The organism is Fibrella aquatilis, from assembly GCF_017353255.1.
Classification (GTDB): Bacteria; Bacteroidota; Bacteroidia; order Cytophagales; family Spirosomataceae; genus Fibrella; species Fibrella aquatilis.
Map to the genome: position 1 here is coordinate 135,311 of NZ_JAFMYU010000005.1, position 19,894 is coordinate 155,204.

A 19,894-nucleotide genomic window follows, 5' to 3' on the forward strand; every position below is an offset into this window, starting at 1 on the left:
ACAAAACTGGTAGGTTGAAAGGCCCTAGCACAGTAAGGCGAGTGACAGAGAAAAACCAGGCAGCACCCCTTCGCCAGATAATGCCCCGGCAAAGCTGGTGATCACATCTATAGACCCGTTGGCGCGGTACACTTTGGCAGTTTGCGTCTTGGGGTTGATCAGCCAGCCCAGCCGACAACCGTTGGCCATATATTCAACCATTTTTGCCTCGGTGTCTTTCTGCAAATCCGATTCACTGACCAGTTCAACCACAAAATCGGGACACAAGGGCAGAAATTTTCTGCGTTGCTCTGGCGTAAATGCATTCCGGCGTTCAGCAGTTAACCAGGCGACATCCGGACTACGAACAGCACTATTGGGTAGACGGAATGCCGTTGACGAATCGTAGACAAAACCGAGCTTTGACTGACGGTTCCAAATAACCAGATCAGCGCCCAACTCGCTGTTTTTCTCTCCTGTATCGGCACCTGTTTGTCCCATGGGTTTGATATTACCGTTCGCGTCGCGCTCGAAGTTTAGGTTTGCGTTATCCTGACAGAAATAATAGAACTCGTCGTCACTCATGTGCCGAATCTGTTCAAACATATCTGTGCCCGGTTCAAGCTCTATGGGCAGTACAAGGGTGGTCATAGCAGTAGGCGTTAGCAACCTGTTTATCAACCGTAATATACGAACATCAACCGTACCTAAATATCTAGCCGCCGGGCCTCTTCCAGCAGGTGCGCTTTGTCGATGGGCACTACCCCCACACTTTCGCAGACAAGGCCACCGCCCAGGTTCGACAGGCCCGCAATGCGGTGCGCCGACTGATTCAGGGCCACGCAGCAGGCAGCAATGCTAACGACGGTATCACCCGCGCCCGATACGTCAGATATCTGCCGGACGTGGGCCGGAAGACGATCCTGAACGCCATCAAAATCAATGTAAACACCTCGTTCTGAAAGCGTTATGAGCGTGCCGCGCAGGTGCATCCGGGTTTTGAGCTGATCTACCACGCGGGTCAGTTCGCCAGGGTCATCTGCGCTGAAATCAACCGATTCGGCCAGCTTCAGGCCCTCTTTCAGTTCTTTTAGGTTGGGCTTAAAGAGCGTGACGTGTTCGTAGTCCAGAAAGTGCCGTTTTTTAGGGTCGACTACGGTGGGGATACCGTGTAAATTGGCGAAAGCGGTAATCTCGGCAATGGCTTCGCGGCTGAGCACACCTTTGTCATAATCTTCAAAAAGAACTACCTGGCAACTAGGAATCAAAGACTTAGCTCGCTCAATGAGTTGTGCCCGGTCATCATCGGTGATGTATTTGTCGGTTTCGGTGTCTACGCGCACCACCTGTTGCGACCCGGCAATGATGCGTTCTTTGATGGTCGTCAGCCGCCCCGCCGACCGGATCAGGCCGTCGCAACTGAGGTGGCGGTCCTGGAGTTGTTGCACCAGTTGATCGCCGGGGGCATCGGTACCAATGACTGAACAGATAATGGCTTCAGCGCCAAGGGCTTGCACATTTAGCAGCACGTTGCCTGCACCACCTAGCCGCACTTCGCGACGGGTGACGGTCACAACCGGCACGGGTGCTTCAGGCGAAATGCGTTCTACACGCCCCCAGACGTAGGCATCGAGCATGACGTCGCCTACAATCAGTACGCGAAGTGAATTAAACTGGGTAAACAAATCGGCAAGCGGGGTATTCATGCCGCAAAAATAAGTTTAAAGTTCAAGGTCTAAAGTCCAAGGCTGGCTCACGCATACGTATTCTTGCGTGAGCCAGCCTTGGACTTTAGACCTTGAACTTTAAACTTATTTAGATCCGTTGCACCAATTCGTTCACTTTGTGCAGCTCGCGGCCCATGATGTGGTCGAGGATGGCCTGGGCGTGTTCACGTCCATTTTCGATAAATACTTTTTCAGTATAGATACCTGCCAGAACGGTACCGCACACATATAGTCCTGGTACGTTGGTCTCGAACGTTTCGCGGTCATAAACTGGTACTTGTGTATCAGGATTCAATTCTATGCCGCAACGTTGAAGTAGCTCTGCATCAGGTGTATAACCAGTTAACACCAGCACAAAGTCGGCGGGAATGTTGCTGATTTCGCCGGTCAGCTGGTTATGCACCCGCACAAAATCGGGGCCGATGCGGGTGGCGCAGCTATCAAACACGGTTTTGATCTTGCCTTCTTTCACCCGGTTCTTCACATCGGGAATGAGCCAATATTTCACCGTTGAGCGGAAGTCGGGTCCGCGGTGCACTACCGTCACGTCTACGTCGTGGCGATACAATTCCAGCGCCGCTTCAACCGCCGAATTCGACGCGCCGATGATGACCACGTTGGTAAATGAATATTTGAACGGTTCGTCGTAGTAGTGCGATACCTGCGGGCCATCTTCACCGGGAATCCCCAGCCACCGGGGCCGGTCGAAATAGCCCGTGGCCAGGATGACTTTATAGGCTCGAAAGGTCTCGTCTTTGGTAGTGGTCACTACAAATACGTCGCCTTGTTTTTGTACACGCTGAACTTCGGTGAAGACTTTGGTATTCAGCTTATAGTAAGCTGCCACTTTGCGATAATATTGAAGCGCCTCATTACGGTTGGCTTTTACGCTCGATACCGGAAACGGAATACCGCCGATCTCGATGTTTTCGGCCGTGGAAAAAAAACGCATCAGCTTCGGATACCGCCGAATAGACTCGGTTATGCTTCCTTTTTCTAAAATCAAGTGGCTTAAACCACTCTTGCTGGCTTCGATCCCGGCGGCTAACCCGCAGGGGCCGCCGCCCACAATCAAAACATCATAAGGTTGGCTGGTTGTCATATAGGCCGGATTGCTCCGTTGTCTTACTCAGGTGTAACGCAAAAAAAGACCCCAAAGGTTTGGCTTTGGGGTCTATGGCTAGATGAGAAACCAGTTTAGCGAACTCGGGTTCCCTGTATACTAAGGCAACCGCCTGGCTGCACAGTTACGGTGAACAAAGCTGATGGTTTACACTCGGCTCTGGCCTGATTAACTGGCGTCAGAATGGCATAGATGTAGTTGTCAACGGGCTGCGACGCGGTGTTGGTCACGCCGACGAAGGCAGCGGGTGGCAAGATGGCCTGATTGCTGGCATTGGGGCTTAGCGTGGCTAGTACGGTGCCGCCTACGTACATATTGGTGCCTGTTTGCAGCGTTTTGAACCTGACAAACTGAATTTGCTGCCCGGCCACCAGGGTCGTACTAGCCGTGGCTACGATGGCCGGTGCTGGCCCTCCCGAGCAAATGGTCGATGCACCCGGGCTAATGGACAGTGTCGTTACGCATTGGTCACCAGCTGGGGGTTCAACCACCACTTCGGCCTGATTGGGGCAACCCGTCTCAATATCATAAACAGTGACCGTGTAGTTGCCTACCAGGGTTACCACGGGATTTTGTTCGGTGCTGGTGAAATTACCCGGACCAGTCCAGTAGAAAGACACGCCCGATGCCTCCGCTACCAGCGTTACCGAGCACGTATTACATAGTTTTACACCACCGAAGGCCTCTACGTCTGGAGTAGTCGATGCGCCCTGCGTTACCGTGCCACCTGTAGATACCACCGTGCAACCGTTGGCAAATGTGACGGTGGCTGAGTAGGTACCCGGCAGCGTAACCGAGATGGGGTTTTGGGTGCTGGTGAAGCCGTTTGGCCCTTTCCAGCTAACTGTCTGTGTTGTTACCTGACCACCCACCAGGGCCGTTAGCGAGGCCGTTGGGTTGCGGCACGACAGCACCGCGTCGTTGACCGTTACGGGCTGGGTGATTTTGTCTTCGCTTACCAGGGCTGTGCCCGAAGACGCCGCGCAGGCACTCAACGAGGCCGTTACTGTATAGACGCCCGGCGCACTCACCAACAGCGACGAGCCTGCTGTGGTAGTGCCGTTGGGTGGACTAACCCAGCCATAAACAGTGCCGGGAGTAGGGTTGAGCACTTGTAGCGTAGCCGTGAGCTTGTTGCAGGTCAGCGTAGCCGAACTGGGCGTCACCGCAACTGTCGGCTTGGGCAATATGGTCAGCTTCGTCACCGACGACACCCGGCAGGTGGGGTCTATGGGGGCAGGCGAAATAATGCCGTAGATGAAGTATTGAATGGGAGCACCCGTGTTGTTCTGCGTAGAAATGTTAGCGGCTGTAAGCGAAACAACCTGGCTGACTGGGTTGGTGGGCGTAAGCGTGGCCAGCACCGTGCCGCCGGTATACATAGCCGTACCACTTTGCGGACTGGTAAACAGCACAAACTGTACGTTATCTACCAGTGCAAAATTGGCCCCGTCGAACGGAACGTCAGGGATTTTTGCTGCATCGGCGCATACCGAAAGCGTTTCGAATTGCGCCGTGATAGTGGGGCAAGAATAGATAGCGAAGTCGTTGTCGTAGTTGTTTTCGCCAAATGAGCCGGTCGTTAGCTGAATTACGGCGTTAGTACCGATCTGAACGGCGTTGTTGTCACGGATAGCGCCATCAACACCCGATGCCTGGAGTTGCGGTGAGATATAATAGTCGCGTGTTGTGGCCGCGCGTCGGGCACCTGGTCCACCGGTGGGCTTTTGGGCAGCTAGGTCCAGGCTGGGGAGTTGAGCCATGGCCAGCCGAATTTCGTAGCTGCGGTTGTAGCGAGGCCCACCCGGCACGTTGTTTTTATTGAACACATACTGACCGCCGTTGGCCGAGGTTGTCGAGGCAACTTTAGTCCCTCCGGCACCCATATCAAACAGTTCCAGCACTACGCCGTCTACGCCGGGTTCATAGGCGTCTTGTATGCCATTGCGGTTGTCGTCGAACCAGACGCGGTTGCCAATTTCCAGGCCCGGCATATCGCAGAGGACTTTGCCGTCGCCCAAACCAGATACCTTGCCAAAGTTGCCGTCGGGACCACCGCCCAGGTTGGCAAACAGGGCATAATTACGCACAATGCTGCCGTCGCGGTTTTTGAAGACTTTCATACCGCCCGACTGATAAATGCCTGTGATGGGGTCAAACGCCGACGTCATCACCTCACCGCGTCCGGGCACCACCATCAGCGAACCGTTGGTTACTTCGTCGTGAGCTAATTTGGTGCTGCTGGTTGAAAACGCCCATTGGTCGTTGTAGTAAAACTCGCCTCCACCTGGCCCCTGATTGTTGTTGGTGCCTTGCACACTGATGCCTGTTCCCGGCACCTGATTGGACCCGGCTGTGCGGGCAGGCACAAAATCGCCCCCCACTGAACCGTTGCTTTCCATCTTGTAGGCAGTACCAGCGGCATTGAGCGGGGCCGCCCGCAGAATATCACCGCCCGTAAACCCATTGAATAGTCCTGTTCCCTGTGGGTTATGGTTTTGTACCCCCGCCAGGTGACCAAACCGGTCGAGCATACCGATGATCATAGACCCGTCAACGTCGAAGGCCAGATCAGTAACCATGGGTTGCGGCCACATCACAAACATGCCGGTGTTATTGCAGCCAACCGGGAAATCGTTATTCCAGGGGAGCCAGTACTTAAAGTCGGCACAATTGTCGGTCAAGTCGGCGGCACCGCGCGGAAATGTGAGCGGGTAGGTAAGCACGGTTTGAAAAGTAGCGCCCACAATACGGGGGTCAACCCGTTGAATAATTAGCTTCAGGCCGGCTGTGTCGGGTAGGGTAGCAGCCAGGTCGCCTGTTGCCGATGGGGTAGAACCAATTTTCGAGGTCCGGTTTTCGCCCGAACAAACACCCCCCACATACACAATTTTGCGGTAGCTATACACCCCCCAGGGCCGATAGTCGCCGTTGGGGCAGCCCGACTGGTCCATCGCCCACGATTTCACGTCGCCGGGGCCGGGCTTGCGGGCGGGCGAGTCAATAAACACGCCGTAGAGCTTACGGTCAAAGAGGTTTACGGCATAGAGTGTCTTGCTATCGTCCGAAATTTCGATGCCGCCAAGGCCGATGCGCCCCATTGCCACCATCGATCCGGGGTCAGCACTGGCCTCCAGTTTATTGCCCGACAGCCCCGAGTGAGGGTCGGCACCGGTCGCCACGCCAAGGTCGGCCTGGAAATCAAAAAAGGGCTTGGTAATGATTTGCGGATAATCGGCCTGAACGGCCGTGGGCGTGGCCGTAAGGGCGGCTATGTCGGTGATGTAGATGCCCCCCGTGCCCAAACTGCCAAGCCCGGTATGCCGTTTGATGGCTGCCGAGGTGATCACTTTCTTTTCGGCTCTGAGTAGGCCGACGCCCCAGATTGACCCTACCTGCCCAGCAGTAGCTAGGTGAGCCGGGGGAAAGTTGCCAGGCCCGGCCAGCCCCGTGGCCGAATAGGGGAACGCCACCAGCACGTCGGCCCCGCTGGCGCGGTTGGCCGGGTCGGCGGGCGATCCATCGGCGTTGAGCGTACTGATTGGGTCGCCGTTCACAAAACAGGGAATGATCGTCGATACTTCGCCGTTCTGGCAATAGTCGGTGGGGTAGTTGATGCCCACGTCGATGCCGGTGGCGGCGGGGCCGGCAATGACAAACCGCACGTTCGACCGGTCGTCGGCACCAGCCGCGCCAAAAAAGTAGCCATCGGCCAGGCCACTAAACTCAATCCGTACCTTTGCATTGGCGGGTACGTCGGCAGCACTAAACTGGTAAGCGCCGTTGCTGTCGGTAGTAGTAGAGATGGGTGTCGAACTGAAATTCACGTAGGCTCTAACTACGATGTTTGGCTCGCCTGGCTCTTCGGGGAGTGAGGCCGTCTGGGTGCCGCTTTGGTTGAAGTCCCGGTATACGGTGCCCTTAACCTGAGCAAATAACATGGATTGCGAAAGCAGGTATGCCACACCAACCACTAGTCCCCGCCTGAACGCTACGTACAAATTTTTCATTTTCAAGGCTGTTCTACTATACTGATTTACCATTAGTCAATGCACAAATCGACTGGTCGCCAGTAGTCCTATGAAGGAACTGGTTTGCATTACCGAAATCGACACGTGTTTATGGGATGTAAGGTACTTAGAGCGAATACCTCAAATTTCTTGCCAGCCAGCCATTTCGCACCGTGAATGTTTACTGAGCGCACCAATTACTTATGAATAAATCGTCGTCTGAGCCGTTATTTGCGTATTCGTCTGTTGAGGAACGTACTTTTTTCGTTGACCTGATTTTGCCTATTCCTGTGCCACGATTGTTCACCTATCGGGTTCAGAGAGAAATGAATGGTCTTATCAAAATTGGGGCCAGAGTAATTGTTCCCTTCGGAAAAAGCCGGGTGATGACCGCCGTAGTGGCCAGTTTGCATAACCAGCCACCCCAGAACTACCAGGCCCGCTACGTGCTCGAACTACTGGACGAATATCCCCTGGTAACAGGCTATCAGCTTCAGTTATTCGATTGGATGTCAACGTACTACATGTGTTGTGTGGGTGAGGTGCTCAACGTGGCGCTGCCTTCCGGCTTGAAAATCACCAGCCAGTCGAAGGTGCAGTACAACCCCGATTTTGACTATCCCGAATTACTCACCGAGCAAGAAGCTGCCCTGATCGATGAGCTTCGAAAACAACCAGCCCTGTCGTATGAAGAGGTGGGGCGGCTGGTTGGCGAGATCAATGTGCCCACGCTCATTAAGTCGTTGGTGGGTAAACGGGCGGTCATTGTCTTTGACGAAGTCAAAGAAAAATACGTACCCAAAATGGTGCGTAAGGTGCGGCTAAACCCCCGGTTTGAAGACCCCGAAGAGTTAGTAGCTCTCATCCATAGACTAGAAAAACTACCCAAACAACAAGAGGTAGTCATGCGTTATTTAAGTCATGTGCCGTTACAACGCAGCCCCGCGTTAAACCAGATCGGCCTCGATAAAACGCTGCTCAACAAAGACGACGAACTGTCGTCGTCATCACTGGCTACGCTCATAAAAAATGGCGTGTTCGATACCTTCGAGCTGATCCAGCCGCGCTTTAGCCAGACGTTTGCCCCCCAGGGCGAGATTAAGCTGACCTCCGCCCAGCAGGCCGCCTCCGACCAGGTGATGGGCCACTTTGCTGACAAAGACATTGTGCTGTTTCACGGCATCACGGGCAGCGGCAAAACTGAAGTTTACATCGACCTGATCCAGAAGGTGCTGGCCGGCGGGTCGCAGGTGTTGTACCTCTTGCCCGAAATTGCTTTGACCACCCAGATTGTGGTGCGCCTGCAGAAAGTCTTCGGAGACAAAATGGGCATCTACCACTCGAAATTCTCTGATAATGAGCGCGTTGAGGTTTGGAAGGGCATTGTGTCGGGGCAGTACCAGTTTGTGGTAGGAGTGCGGTCGGCGGTGTTTTTGCCGTTCGACAACCTCGGCCTGATTATCGTAGACGAAGAACACGAGACTTCTTACAAGCAGCACGACCCCGCCCCGCGCTACCACGCCCGCGACGTGGCCATGATGATGGCCCACTGGCAGCAGGCCAAGGTGCTGCTGGGGTCGGCTACGCCCAGCATGGAGTCGTACTACCAGGCTAAACAGGGCCGTTACGGGCTGGTAGAGCTGTTTCAGCGCTACGGCGATGCCAACCTACCGTTTATCTCACTCATCGACGTGAAGAAGGAACGGCACCAGAAAACCATGAAAAATGAGTTTTCGTCGGTGCTGTACCAGGCCTTGTCTGACAACCTGGAGCGGGGTGAACAAAGCATTTTGTTTCAGAACCGGCGCGGCTATTCGCCATACATTCAGTGCGAAGACTGCGAATGGATTGGCCAATGCCCCAACTGCGCCGTGAGCCTGACCTACCACCAACGCGCCGCCGAACTGCGCTGCCACTACTGTGGCCATAAAGAGCTGGTGCCCAAGCTGTGCCCCGTTTGTGGGTCTACGAAAGTGAAAACGGTGGGCTACGGTACCGAAAAGCTGGAAGACCAGCTTCAGATTCTGTTTCCCGACGCCCGCATTCAGCGCATGGACCTCGACACCACGCGGGCCAAGAACGCCTACCAGCAGATCATTCAGGAATTTGAGACCGGCAATGTGGATATTTTGGTAGGTACGCAGATGATTACCAAGGGGTTAGATTTTGGCAACGTGAGTCTGGTGGGTATTTTCGACGCCGACCGGATCATCCACTTCCCCGAATTCAGGGCCACGGAACGGGCTTTTCAGATGATGACGCAGGTGAGTGGCCGGGCGGGCCGCCGCGCCGACCGGCAGGGGCGAGTGCTCATTCAGACCGCCAACCCCACACAGGCTGTGCTGGCCAAAATCATCGACAACGATTATCACGCTCTCTATTCCGATGAGATTGTGGAACGCCAGAATTTCAACTACCCACCCTTTTCGCGGCTGATCAAGCTTACCGTTCGCCACACCGACCAGCGCATCAGCAAACGCGCCGCCGACAAACTCCGCCTCGACCTGGCCGACAAGCTGGGCGACGAGCGCGTGCTGGGTCCCGAAGAGCCGCTGGTAGAGCGCGTACGGAATCAGTTTCTATTCGACATACTGATCAAGCTGGAACGCGAAAAAATCAATTTCAAGGCCGTGAAGGCATTTATTCAGGAGTGCATCACCAATATCCTCACCGACAAAGGCCTCCGTCAGGTTAGCATCGTGATCGACGTAGATTGTTTGTAGGGGGTGGTTGGGCCTTTTTTGATAGATTCGTATATAATAGAAATGGCAGTTTGTGTGTGCCTTCGCGCTCCAGGCTACTGTCTGACTTCCCTCAATTCCTATGATTCAACTGGAAAATGCCTTGTTTCGGAAGGGGCGGGTGGTGGTGTTGCAGGGTGTGAATCTGACGTTGGCACCGGGACAGCACTGGGCCATTGCGGGGCCGGTGGGAGCGGGTAAATCGCTGCTGCTGAACGCCCTGGCCGGTCGGCTGCTGCCACAGGCGGGGCAGGTTACGTTTAGCGAAACAGACCAGCCGGACCAGCCTATCTCCCGTGAACATCAAAAAGCCCGCACGGCTATCGTCACCTTTCGCGAGGCCTCCCACGCCTTTGATTACAGCCGGTTTTTCTACCAGCAACGCTACCACGCCGCCCTCGAAGAAAGCCTCGACGTGCGGGCGTTTTTGCAAGTCAAAGACGAACAACTAGCTGACAGTAAGGCTGTATTGAGTCGGCTGGGTTTGCTGCCGCTGCTGTCGTTGCCGTTTATCAAGCTCTCGAACGGGCAGTCGCGGAAGGTGCTGATTGCGAAGGCGTTGCTTACCAAACCAGCCCTGTTGCTACTCGACGACCCGTTTGTGGGGCTGGATGCGGCCATGCGCCGGAACCTAATCGATTGGCTCGATGAACTAGTAGCTACCGGTACGCAACTGGTGCTGGTGGCCCCACCCGACGTGCTCCCCAACTGCATTACGCATATTGTCGAATTAGCTGATGGACAAATAGTTAGTCAATATGAACGCTCTGCTGCATTACTAGAAACGGAGGAAATAAACCCCGCCAGTTTACCCACCATACCCATCTGGCAAACGCCACCGATGGAGCCACTGCCTGCCGAAACGGTATTCGATTTACGCGACGTGACGATTCGGTACGGCGATCTGGTCATCCTCGACCGCTTAACCTGGACCGTCCGGGCGGGGGAGCAATGGGCGTTGCTGGGGCCAAACGGGTCGGGCAAATCGGTGCTGTTGAGCCTATTGTATGGCGACCACCCACAGGCCTACGCCAACGACATCCGGCTGTTTGGCAAGCCCCACGGACGGGGCCGCACGGGTACGGGACAGAGCATCTGGGCCATAAAACGCCAGATTGGTTTTGTCTCGCCCGAACTGCATCTGTACTTTCCCCGCCACCTCGCCGTGCTTGACGTAATCTATACCGGACTTACCGACACGCTCACCGTACCCCGCGCTGTGGTCCCTAGCCATACCGCCGATGCCCTTTCCCTACTGAGCTATTTTGGCCTTAATGCCTTAATAGACAGACAGTTTGGCCGTCTGTCGGCGGGGCAACAGCGACTGGTACTGCTGTGTCGGGCGCTGCTGAAACGCCCTCCCGTACTTATCCTCGATGAGCCGTTCCAGTGCCTAGATCCTGCCCAGCTTGCCCGCGCCCGCCATCTGCTAAGCCACCTCCCACTCACCACTACGCTCCTGTTTGTCACCCACTACCCCGCCGAAATCCCTACCTCCGTCACGCAGTTTTTGGAATTGGGGTAAGGGGGAGAGGGTGTGGTTGGTAGTTGGTGGTTGGTGGGGGGCTTCGCCTGCGTCAGCCAACCACCAACTACCAACCACACCCTCCCTCTGCCAGTATTTTTGGTAGCTTTGCCCGACAATGTATTGCGCATGATTACCGAAACAACGTCTCATTACGACAACCTGGAGCAGATGTCGGTCCACGACCTGCTGGTGAACATCAACAACGAAGACAAAACCGTGCCCCTGGCTGTAGAGAGGGCTATTCCGCAGTTGGAAGCCCTTGCCACGCAGGTGACAGCCCGGATGCGTGAAGGCGGTCGGCTGTTCTACATCGGCGCAGGGACGAGCGGTCGGCTTGGCGTGGTCGATGCGTCGGAATGTCCACCGACGTACGGGGTGCCGCACGACCTGGTGGTGGGCATCATTGCCGGGGGCGACGGGGCCATTCGCAAGGCCGTGGAATTTGCCGAAGATGACCCTAACCAAGCCTGGATAGACCTCAGCGCCTACAAAATAGACGCGCTCGACACCGTAGTGGGCATTGCCGCATCGGGCCGGACGCCCTACGTCATCGGCGGGTTGCAGCAGGCGCGGGCGGCGGGTTGCCTCACAGGCTGCGTTGTCTGTAACCCCGGCTCGCCGGTGGCGGCGGCGGCCCAGTTTCCGGTGGAAGTGGTCACGGGGCCGGAGTTTGTCACGGGTAGCACGCGCATGAAGGCGGGCACGGCGCAGAAATTGGCCCTTAACATGTTATCGACCACGGTGATGATTCAGCTAGGCCGGGTGCGGGGCAACAAAATGGTCGATATGCAACTCTCGAATATTAAACTGCAACAACGCGCCGCCTATATGGTCATGGACGAAACGGGCGTTTCCGAAGCCGAAGCCAAAGACCTGCTTACCCGCTTCGGCAACGTCCGCGGCGCGATTGACAACTACAAAAAATGAGTTTAAGGTCTAATGTTGCTCCGCGAGCTGTGTAGATCGCGGAGCAACATTAGACCTTAAACTTACTCTAGACCCGTAACTACCCTTTATGAAAGCCCTCCAACTTCCTGCCCTGAATCAGCCGCTGGCGCTGGTCGACGTCCCCGATCTAACACCTAATGCCAATGAGGTGGTCATTGCCATTAAAGCGGCGGCGCTTAACCACCGCGACGTGTTTATTCAGCAGGGGCTTTATCCCAGCATTGCGCTACCCGTTATTCCCGGTTCCGACGGGGCCGGGGTCGTTCTGGCCGTTGGCGAAGGCGTTGACCCCGTTTGGCTGGGGCGTGAGGTAGTCATCAACCCAGGCCTGAACTGGGGCAATAACCCGGCCATGAACAGCCCGGCGTTTAAGATTCTGGGTATGCCCGACAACGGCACGTTTGCCGAGCAAGTAGTTGTTCCGCTAACCAATGTCTACGCCAAACCACAGCACTTGTCGTTTGCCGAAGCCGCTGCTTTGCCACTGGCGGGTCTCACGGCCTGGCGGGCGTTGATGTCGCGGGCGGGACTGTCTTCGCAACGGACTGAGCGTGTGCTCATTACGGGCGTGGGCGGCGGTGCGGCCCTGTTTGCATTGCAGTTTGCCGTAGCAGCTGGCGCCGAGGTCTGGGTTACGTCGGGATCGGCCGAAAAGCTGGCCAAGGCGCAGGAGTTGGGTGCTAAGGGTGGGGTGAACTACAAAGAGGCCGACTGGCATAAAATGCTGATGAAAGCTGCCACTGTCGACAATCCTGCCCTGGCCAGAGTCGGTTATTTCGACGTCATCATCGACAGTGCGGGCGGGCCAGATTTTGCTAAACTGACGCAGGTAGCAGCCCCCGCAGCCCGTATCGCATTTTTCGGTGGCACGACCGGCAAAATCACCGATGTGCAGCCGTCGGTGGTGTTTTTCAAGCAGTTATCCATCTTCGGTACCACCATGGGCAACGATGCCGAGTTTGCCGACATGCTCCAGTTTGTTGAAAAACACCAGCTAGTACCTGTGGTCGATTCGGTGCGGCCCCTAGCCGAAGGACAAGCCGCCTTCGACCGCATGAACGCCGGACAGCAACTGGGTAAGCTGGTTCTCTCGGTCGACTGAGGCATGATCCGGCTGCACCCTAACGGAACGCACTCGACAAACTGCCCTGCCTGTGGCGCGGCCAATGCGTTGGGCACCGTTCGTTTTCTGGGAGCCGTCACCGGGGTCGACGTAGTGTGTGCAGCCTGCCAGACGGTCTACCTGCAAACGTTGCCCAACGGCCAGTTTAATCGGTTTTCTGTAGCTATATCGGCTGATTATCAGCACGTTGCTGTTGATAATCGAGGCCGTTGGCTGGTCGATCTAGTGAAACGTTGTCTGGTCGAGACAGCGGCTGAGATTCCCCGAATTTATGCGTTGCCGCCGAAGGTTGGCGAACTGGCCAACCCGCTGCCCGCTACTGCAAGTCCGGTGTTGCTGCTGTGCCTCGATCCCGGCTATGGTCACGCGCTGATGATGCTGTTCAACGCCCAACGTCACCACGAGCAGCCGCAGCGGCAGACCGTCCCCAACCGGCCCATCATCGCCGTGGTACCTTGCGCTCTTGCATGGCTCGTACCCGATTATGTGGCCGAAACCTGGGTTGTCGATCTCCCGCTTTCTGCGCTGGAACGGCAGGTGCCTGGATTAGATGCCTTTGTTAATGAACAACTTAGCCGTTTTCAAACGGTCTGGTTCAGCCATGCGCATATCCATTTCGACCACCGCACCGCCCGCTTCTCTGACTTCACGCACGCCTCAAAATTCGACCTGCGCCAGTTCACTGCCTCGCTGACCGAGTCGATTCCGAAGCTAACGTTTATCCTGCGCGAAGATCGGCTATGGCTTCGGCATGGTTGGGAACGGCTCCTGCACAAAGCCCTGAACCGGCTTGGTTTTGGACAAAAAACACGACGACTCTGGGCGCGTTGGCAGGCTGTACGGTACCGCGAACTGGCCCACCATATTCACCAAAAATTGCCTTACGCCAACATAGTGGCTGTGGGTATTACGGGCGGCGGTCAGTATCCCATAGACCTGGGCTACGCCGTTGAAGATCAGCGCAAACCAACCCCGATTTCGCCCGAACAGGAACGTGCCTGGTGTGTTCAATATGCTCGTAGTCAAGTAGTTATTGGCGTACATGGGTCGAATATGGTGTTGCCTACGGCGCTGGCGGCGGGCTTTGTCAACCTGCTCCCGCCCGACAAACTCTCTCACTATGCCGAAGACATTCTACTGGCTCACGACAACCCTATTCACCAGACGTTGCTGGGCCGTTTCGTCTCTACAAGCGCCTCCCCCCGGCAGGTAGCCGACCTGGTCGTTTCCATGCTCACCGAGTTCCCCGTCTGGCTGGCCGAAGAACAGGATCGTGACAATGTGCTGTAGTGACCAGGCGCTGACTATCACTTACCGCCAAACGTGTAGCCAACGGCAATGTTAACAATCAGGGGTGTGTTGGCAATGCCGATGTTAGGTACGGCCAGCTGTTCGGTCTTGCCCGTTGCCTTGTTTGTGTAGCTGAACGTGTCGTTGGCCTGGCTGCTGCTCACATTCTGCCACCAGCGAAGGCTACTGCTGGTGGTAATCCCCTGCAAGACAGGTGATGTGCTGTTTTTGAAAGGCATATATCGGTAGTAGGCGCCAATACCCAGTGTGACCGTTCGGAAGCTCGCGATCCGGTTGGCCAATGACTGCTCGGCATTATCGGCGTAGACTTCCCAACTATGCAGTTTTGGCTCGAAGCGAACGTCGAAGAAGGAGGTGAATCGGTAGCCTATGCCAAAGCCGGTGGTATAGGGCAGATGCAGTGCCAGCCGGTTGTCTTTGAAGGCTCCGGCCACGGGTATGTCGAGTGAAAAACCGTGTGAATAATCGAAGCTCATGCGCTTCGTAAAGTAGTTGATTTCCACATTGCCGCCACCCAGAACTAGCGGCTGCTGAAGACCAAACAACAGGCTGAACCGGTTGCTATACAGCAGGGATGGCCGGGGCGCGTTTTGGGCAACGGCACTTGTCGTGAACGTACCTACCCAAATGGCAAAGACGATTAGTTGCGTTCTCATGATGGTTATCTGGTGGGTTAAAATTGGAAGCCCAAGATCAGGCTACCCTGCAAAAAGATGTCGGACTTGCCGCCCCGTGGACCAATATCGGCTGATATACCGCTGATTATGCCAAACTGCGGGATTGCGTACAGTCCCCTGGCCCCCTTGCCGGTCAACGCAAATTTGTAGCCGGCGTTGGCCTCCCAGAACCAGGAGAAGTTGTTATAGTTTTTGCCGTCGATCAAGTTCCTGGTGCCATCGGCGAACCCGATGTCTGTTTTAGCTTCCAGGTGAAGTCCCCGCCAGAGGTACTGGCGATACCCCACCATGAGCATGTACTCATTTATTTTTTCGACTATATCGTGCTTCACATTGGGGCGGATGTAAGCCCCAAGCAGGAGGTCGCCCCGGTTGGTGCCGGTAAGGCCGGTGATGGTGCGTGTGGCCTGTAACCGGATGATGCCAACGTTGGGCAGAAAGGGTTGAACCAGTTCGGTTTCGATGCCCCATTTGGGGGGCATGGTCTGCGCAAAGCCAGGCAGCATGCTAAACATGAACCAGCAGGTGGCAACAAGTAAGGTGGTCTTTTTCACAACTTTATGCTGTTTAGTGATAGCACAAAGGTGAGTTTCGCCGCTGCCCCGAATGATTGATTTCGGTTAAGAAATTACCGGGTTGCCATGCGCTTTCGTATACGGCTCAGGCTTTCTGGTTTTATGCCCAGAAACGAGGCGATATGGTATTGTGGTACCCGCTGAAACAGGTCAGGCCGGGCCTGAATCAATTGCTGGTAGCGGATCTCAGGCGACTGGTTTGTTAGCAGCGTATTGCGGGCACTCAGGCTGAGAAAAGCCCTTTCGGCTGAAATGCGGCCTATTCGTTCAAAAACCGGATGCTGCTGATAGAGTTGCTCCAGGTCGGCCCGGCTGAACTGAACAAGCGCACAGTCTTCCAGGGCCTGCACGTTTTCCAGGGTGGGCTGGCCCGTTAAAAAGCTCAGGTAGTCGGTATACAGGGCGTTCTCGAAGAAAAACTGGATCGTTTTCTCTTCCCCGTCGACGGTATGAAACAGGCGTAACGAACCTGAATAGATGAACGTGACCATGCGGCAAATGTCCCCCTGCCGCATGAGCCATTCCTTTTTCCGAAGTCGCCTGGTTGTGGTAACGGCAACAAACGCCTGCTCCTCGGTTTCGGTGAGCGAAGCGATGGTGTTGAGTTGCTGAAGTAAACGGTCGGTCATACGGAAAGATAAGGGTTCGTTCTTGATTAAGTTTACCCCATGGATGCACAACAAAACCACACCGACGACCTAACGCGGATTACGTTTCAGGAAGAGCGGCTTCAGTTTGATACCTTCACCCCCGAAACGGCCTGGCAACTTGGCATGCGGCTGAAAGCAGCCGTAGAGGCGCTGGGTAAAGCCGTAGCCATTGATATTCAATTAGTTAATCAGCCGCTGTTTTTCTTTGCCATGCCCGGTACCACGCCCGATAACGTTGACTGGATTCGGCGGAAGCGCAATGTGGTGCATCGGTACCACCGCAGTTCCTACGCCATCGGGCTGGAACTGAAACAAACCCAAACCACGCTGCAAGACCGCCCCTGGCTCGATGTGCAGGACCATGCGGCGGCGGGTGGCTGTTTCCCCGTCTGGCTCCGGGGCACGGGCTTCATCGGCACCATCACTATTTCGGGCTTGCCTCAGCGCCAAGACCATAATATAGTGGTGGCTGTGCTGTGTGATTGGTTTGGTGTACCCGCAAGTGAGTTGGCGTTGACTGACTAATGACTAATAATAACCAATGACTACTAACCAGTTTACCCTTTACGCCATTCCGAATTGCGACACCGTAAAAAAAGCCCGCTCATGGCTGGCCGATCATGGGGTTGCGTACCAGTTCCACGACTACAAAAAGCAGGGTATCAGCCGGGAAAAGATTGCGCAGTGGCTGACGCAAAAACCGTGGGAAGACCTAATAAACCGCGCCGGAACGACCTGGAAAAAACTACCCGACGCTGATAAACCCACCACCGCCGACGACGCTATTATCCTCATGCTGGAAAAGCCCTCTGTAATCCGCAGACCGCTGATTGAAGCAGACGGAAAAATCGTGGCATTGGGCTTTAACGCCGAGCGTTACGAGGCGGTGTTTTGAGAGGCGGCACTACTTCGACCGGATGGCATCTACTGGGTTCATGCGGGCGGCGAGGGCGGCGGGGATGATGCCGAAGATGGTGCCGATGATGATGGAGACCAGCGTGCCCAGCGCAATGTTGCCCGGTGTGAGGATGATATCCAGACTACCCAGTTGCATGAATGAGAGCAGATAGACGAGCAAAATGCCCACCAAACCGCCTACCACGGCAAGCAAAACGGCCTCGAACAGGAACTGGAGCAGGATCACATAGTTTTTAGCACCCAGCGATTTCTGAATGCCAATAAGGTTGGTTCGCTCTTTTACCGACACAAACATGATGTTGGCAATGCCAAAGCCACCCACCAGCATCGAGAACCCGCCAATGATCCATCCCGCAAAGGTGAGCACACTAAAAATGCCGCTGATGAACCCCACTACGGCTTCGGGGCGGTTAATGGCGAAACTGTCTTCCTGCGTGGGGCGCAGGCTGCGGCGGGCGCGGAGCAGCCCTTTTATCTCGCCTTCCAGGTTTTCCAGTCCGGCGTCTGATTCATAGCCTTTTACGCAGATAGTCAGGCTGGGGCGGTTCGAGGAAAACAACTTGGCGAAGCTGTTGTAGGGAATGATGCAGCGCAGGTCGGGGTTACCACCGATTTCCAGAAAACCGGCTCCTTTTTTTTCGCCTACGCCAATGACCGAAAACTTCAGCCCGGCAATCTGGATCGTCTGCCCAATAGCCGACTGGTTGGGAAACAGTTTCTCGGCCACTTCCGACCCAATGAGCGTTACGTTGCGGGCGGCTTCCATTTCCTGTGGTGTAAAATACCGCCCCTGCGCAATGGGCACATCCGATACTTCCTTATAATCGAACGACACCCCGGACAGCCGTGCGTTGATGCTGTTGTTGCCATTCTTCATCGTCACTGAGCCACGTCCGCTCATGGCTACCACGGCTTTGGCGTTTTCAAGGCGCTCAGACAGCAGCCGGTATTCATTATAGGTGGGATCGGGGCGCTGAAAATACTTCCACCAGGGATATTCGTCGGCGAAGACAAACGGCCATTTCTGGATGTATACTACGTTGGTACCCAGCGACCCCAGCGATTCTTTGATGCTCCGCTGCATGGAGTCGACGATGGTGAAAACGGCGATGATGGCAAAAATGCCAATCGTGACGCCCAGCAGGGAGAGCGTGGTGCGCAACAGATTGGACCGCAATGCCTGCCAGGCAAAGCGAAAACTCTCCAGAACTTGGCGGAAGATAGTGAGCACAGGATCAGACGATATAGCCTTAAAACTAAGGGCAGTATCTGATGGGACCAATGCTTTTGGTAGGAAATGGGCCATCAACCACACACCCGGTCCGATTGTGGGGTTGGGCGGCAAGAGCTGCGGCCAGGTTAGGCCGCTTTATCTGGCAGCGGTTCCCACCACGGGTGCCACCGCCTGTGCCGTAATGGCCGCCTGACCCCGGTTGTCGGGCAGGGGGTGACCTTCTACGATCTGATCGCGGATGAGGAACAGCGGACGACCTTTTGCCTGGAAAAATGTACGCAACACATACTCGCCGATGATGCCCAGCGCAATAAGCTGCACCCCACTAAATACCGTCAGCAACAGGATCATGGCGGTAAAGCCCTGCGGCACGTCATTGTAGAAAAACTTGCGGTAGAGGTTGTAAATCAAGTAGATAAAGGCCAGTCCCAACGTGCCTACACCCAGCCGGGTAATGAATTTGATGGGGTATTCGCTGAAGTTAAAAATGCCGTTGTAGGCCAGGTTCAGCAGCATCTTGAACGAGTATTTGGCCTCGCCCGCCAGCCGTTCGTCGCGCTCATAGGGCAGGCCTATTTGCCGGAAACCAATCCAGCTACGCATACCCCGCAGGTAGCGGCTTTCTTCGGGCATGCGGTTCATCACATCGACCACGCGGCGGCTCAGCAGAGCAAAATCGCCACTGTCGAGCGGAATTTTGATGGACGAAATGGAAGCCAGAAACCGGTAAAACATGAAATAAGAGGCCCGTTTTAGTACGCCCTCTTTGCGCTTCTGCCGAACGGCGTAGACCACGTCGAAACCTTCTTTCAGCTTAGCATAAAACTCGGTCAGCAGTTCGGGGGGGTCCTGCAAATCGCCGTCGATGACCATGATAGCCTCGGTGCCGCGGGCGACGGCCATCCCCGCCGTGAGGGCCGTCTGGTGTCCGTAGTTGCGCGACAGAAACAGAGCATGATACCGGGAGTCGGCCAGGGCCAGATCGCTCATGAGCCGGGGGGTCTGGTCGCGGCTGCCATCATCAACCAGCACTACCTCAATGCGCTCCGGCGAACGGTCCATCAGGTCGTTAAGCCGCTTCACCAGGTGCGGAAACGTGGCCTGTTCATTGTAAAGGGGCACGACAAAAGAAATCTGAGGAAGCATCGGCAGTTATGTTGCGCCATCCGTTGACCCTTGCCGACTAGTACCAGCAGGTTTCACCAGGAATGACTTTTGCATACAATCAAGGCCAAAAATAGCCACTATGCCATGTACAACCATGATGTTTAGACCTACTGGTCCCTTCTACTACCATACGGGCTTGTACAAAAGCTGTAGTTTAGGGGGAAAAACCGGCTCATCTGTTCC

General features: G+C 55.3%; 16 protein-coding genes. 7 read left to right on the plus strand and 9 right to left on the minus strand.

What is annotated here, in order from left to right; translation table 11 throughout:
- Nucleotides 1-24: 24 nt before the first annotated feature.
- From J2I48_RS08300 to J2I48_RS08315, 4 genes are all read right to left on the minus strand, one after another.
- A complete protein-coding gene (locus J2I48_RS08300) occupies nt 25-630 on the minus strand; it encodes a Uma2 family endonuclease (RefSeq protein ID WP_207334953.1) in 606 nt (201 codons plus the stop codon).
- A gap of 56 nt (nt 631-686) precedes the next feature.
- Nucleotides 687-1,685, minus strand: a complete 999-nt coding sequence (locus tag J2I48_RS08305; RefSeq protein WP_207334954.1) for a bifunctional heptose 7-phosphate kinase/heptose 1-phosphate adenyltransferase — start codon at nt 1,683-1,685, stop codon at nt 687-689.
- A gap of 109 nt (nt 1,686-1,794) precedes the next feature.
- The gene (locus J2I48_RS08310; protein ID WP_207334955.1) at nt 1,795-2,808 is read right to left on the minus strand and encodes a YpdA family putative bacillithiol disulfide reductase; all 1,014 of its coding nucleotides are present in this window, start codon (nt 2,806-2,808) and stop codon (nt 1,795-1,797) included.
- A gap of 95 nt (nt 2,809-2,903) precedes the next feature.
- On the minus strand, nt 2,904-6,839 hold the full coding sequence (locus J2I48_RS08315; RefSeq protein ID WP_207334956.1) for an SdrD B-like domain-containing protein: 3,936 nt from the start codon (nt 6,837-6,839) through the stop codon (nt 2,904-2,906).
- A 203-nt stretch (nt 6,840-7,042) separates the two neighbouring features.
- On the opposite strand from J2I48_RS08315, the gene priA reads away from it, so the two are divergent.
- From priA to J2I48_RS08340, 5 genes are all read left to right on the plus strand, one after another.
- Entirely contained in the window at nt 7,043-9,562 is a 2,520-nt protein-coding gene (gene priA, locus J2I48_RS08320; RefSeq protein ID WP_207334957.1) for a replication restart helicase PriA, read from the plus strand.
- Between the two features lie 100 nt (nt 9,563-9,662).
- Nucleotides 9,663-11,105 (plus strand): ATP-binding cassette domain-containing protein, encoded by a 1,443-nt coding sequence (locus tag J2I48_RS08325; RefSeq protein WP_207334958.1) that lies wholly within the window; start codon nt 9,663-9,665, stop codon nt 11,103-11,105.
- Between the two features lie 129 nt (nt 11,106-11,234).
- Nucleotides 11,235-12,035, plus strand: coding sequence for an N-acetylmuramic acid 6-phosphate etherase (murQ, locus tag J2I48_RS08330; RefSeq protein WP_207334959.1), 801 nt, complete (start codon nt 11,235-11,237; stop codon nt 12,033-12,035).
- Between the two features lie 88 nt (nt 12,036-12,123).
- Nucleotides 12,124-13,158: a zinc-binding dehydrogenase gene (locus tag J2I48_RS08335; protein ID WP_207334960.1), complete on the plus strand. Its 1,035-nt coding sequence runs from the start codon at nt 12,124-12,126 to the stop codon at nt 13,156-13,158.
- A gap of 3 nt (nt 13,159-13,161) precedes the next feature.
- Nucleotides 13,162-14,469: a hypothetical protein gene (locus tag J2I48_RS08340; RefSeq protein WP_207334961.1), complete on the plus strand. Its 1,308-nt coding sequence runs from the start codon at nt 13,162-13,164 to the stop codon at nt 14,467-14,469.
- Between the two features lie 17 nt (nt 14,470-14,486).
- On the opposite strand, the gene J2I48_RS08345 is transcribed toward J2I48_RS08340, so the two are convergent.
- From J2I48_RS08345 to J2I48_RS08355, 3 genes are all read right to left on the minus strand, one after another.
- A complete protein-coding gene (locus J2I48_RS08345) occupies nt 14,487-15,146 on the minus strand; it encodes a hypothetical protein (protein ID WP_207334962.1) in 660 nt (219 codons plus the stop codon).
- A gap of 17 nt (nt 15,147-15,163) precedes the next feature.
- On the minus strand, nt 15,164-15,721 hold the full coding sequence (locus J2I48_RS08350) for a hypothetical protein (protein WP_207334963.1): 558 nt from the start codon (nt 15,719-15,721) through the stop codon (nt 15,164-15,166).
- A 74-nt stretch (nt 15,722-15,795) separates the two neighbouring features.
- Nucleotides 15,796-16,371, minus strand: coding sequence for a Crp/Fnr family transcriptional regulator (locus tag J2I48_RS08355; protein WP_207334964.1), 576 nt, complete (start codon nt 16,369-16,371; stop codon nt 15,796-15,798).
- A gap of 39 nt (nt 16,372-16,410) precedes the next feature.
- On the opposite strand from J2I48_RS08355, the gene J2I48_RS08360 reads away from it, so the two are divergent.
- Nucleotides 16,411-16,917 (plus strand): heme-degrading domain-containing protein, encoded by a 507-nt coding sequence (locus J2I48_RS08360; protein ID WP_207334965.1) that lies wholly within the window; start codon nt 16,411-16,413, stop codon nt 16,915-16,917.
- Between the two features lie 16 nt (nt 16,918-16,933).
- The gene (locus tag J2I48_RS08365) at nt 16,934-17,287 is read left to right on the plus strand and encodes an ArsC family reductase (protein WP_207334966.1); all 354 of its coding nucleotides are present in this window, start codon (nt 16,934-16,936) and stop codon (nt 17,285-17,287) included.
- 9 nt (nt 17,288-17,296) lie between these two features.
- Here the strand turns inward: J2I48_RS08365 and J2I48_RS08370 are convergent, their stop codons facing one another.
- Both J2I48_RS08370 and J2I48_RS08375 read right to left on the minus strand, forming a co-directional pair.
- The gene (locus tag J2I48_RS08370; RefSeq protein WP_310587261.1) at nt 17,297-18,541 is read right to left on the minus strand and encodes an ABC transporter permease; all 1,245 of its coding nucleotides are present in this window, start codon (nt 18,539-18,541) and stop codon (nt 17,297-17,299) included.
- 138 nt (nt 18,542-18,679) lie between these two features.
- Nucleotides 18,680-19,690 carry a glycosyltransferase family 2 protein gene (locus J2I48_RS08375; RefSeq protein ID WP_207334967.1) on the minus strand — a complete coding sequence of 337 codons (1,011 nt, stop codon included), beginning with the start codon at nt 19,688-19,690 and terminating at the stop codon, nt 18,680-18,682.
- Nucleotides 19,691-19,894: the final 204 nt, after the last annotated feature.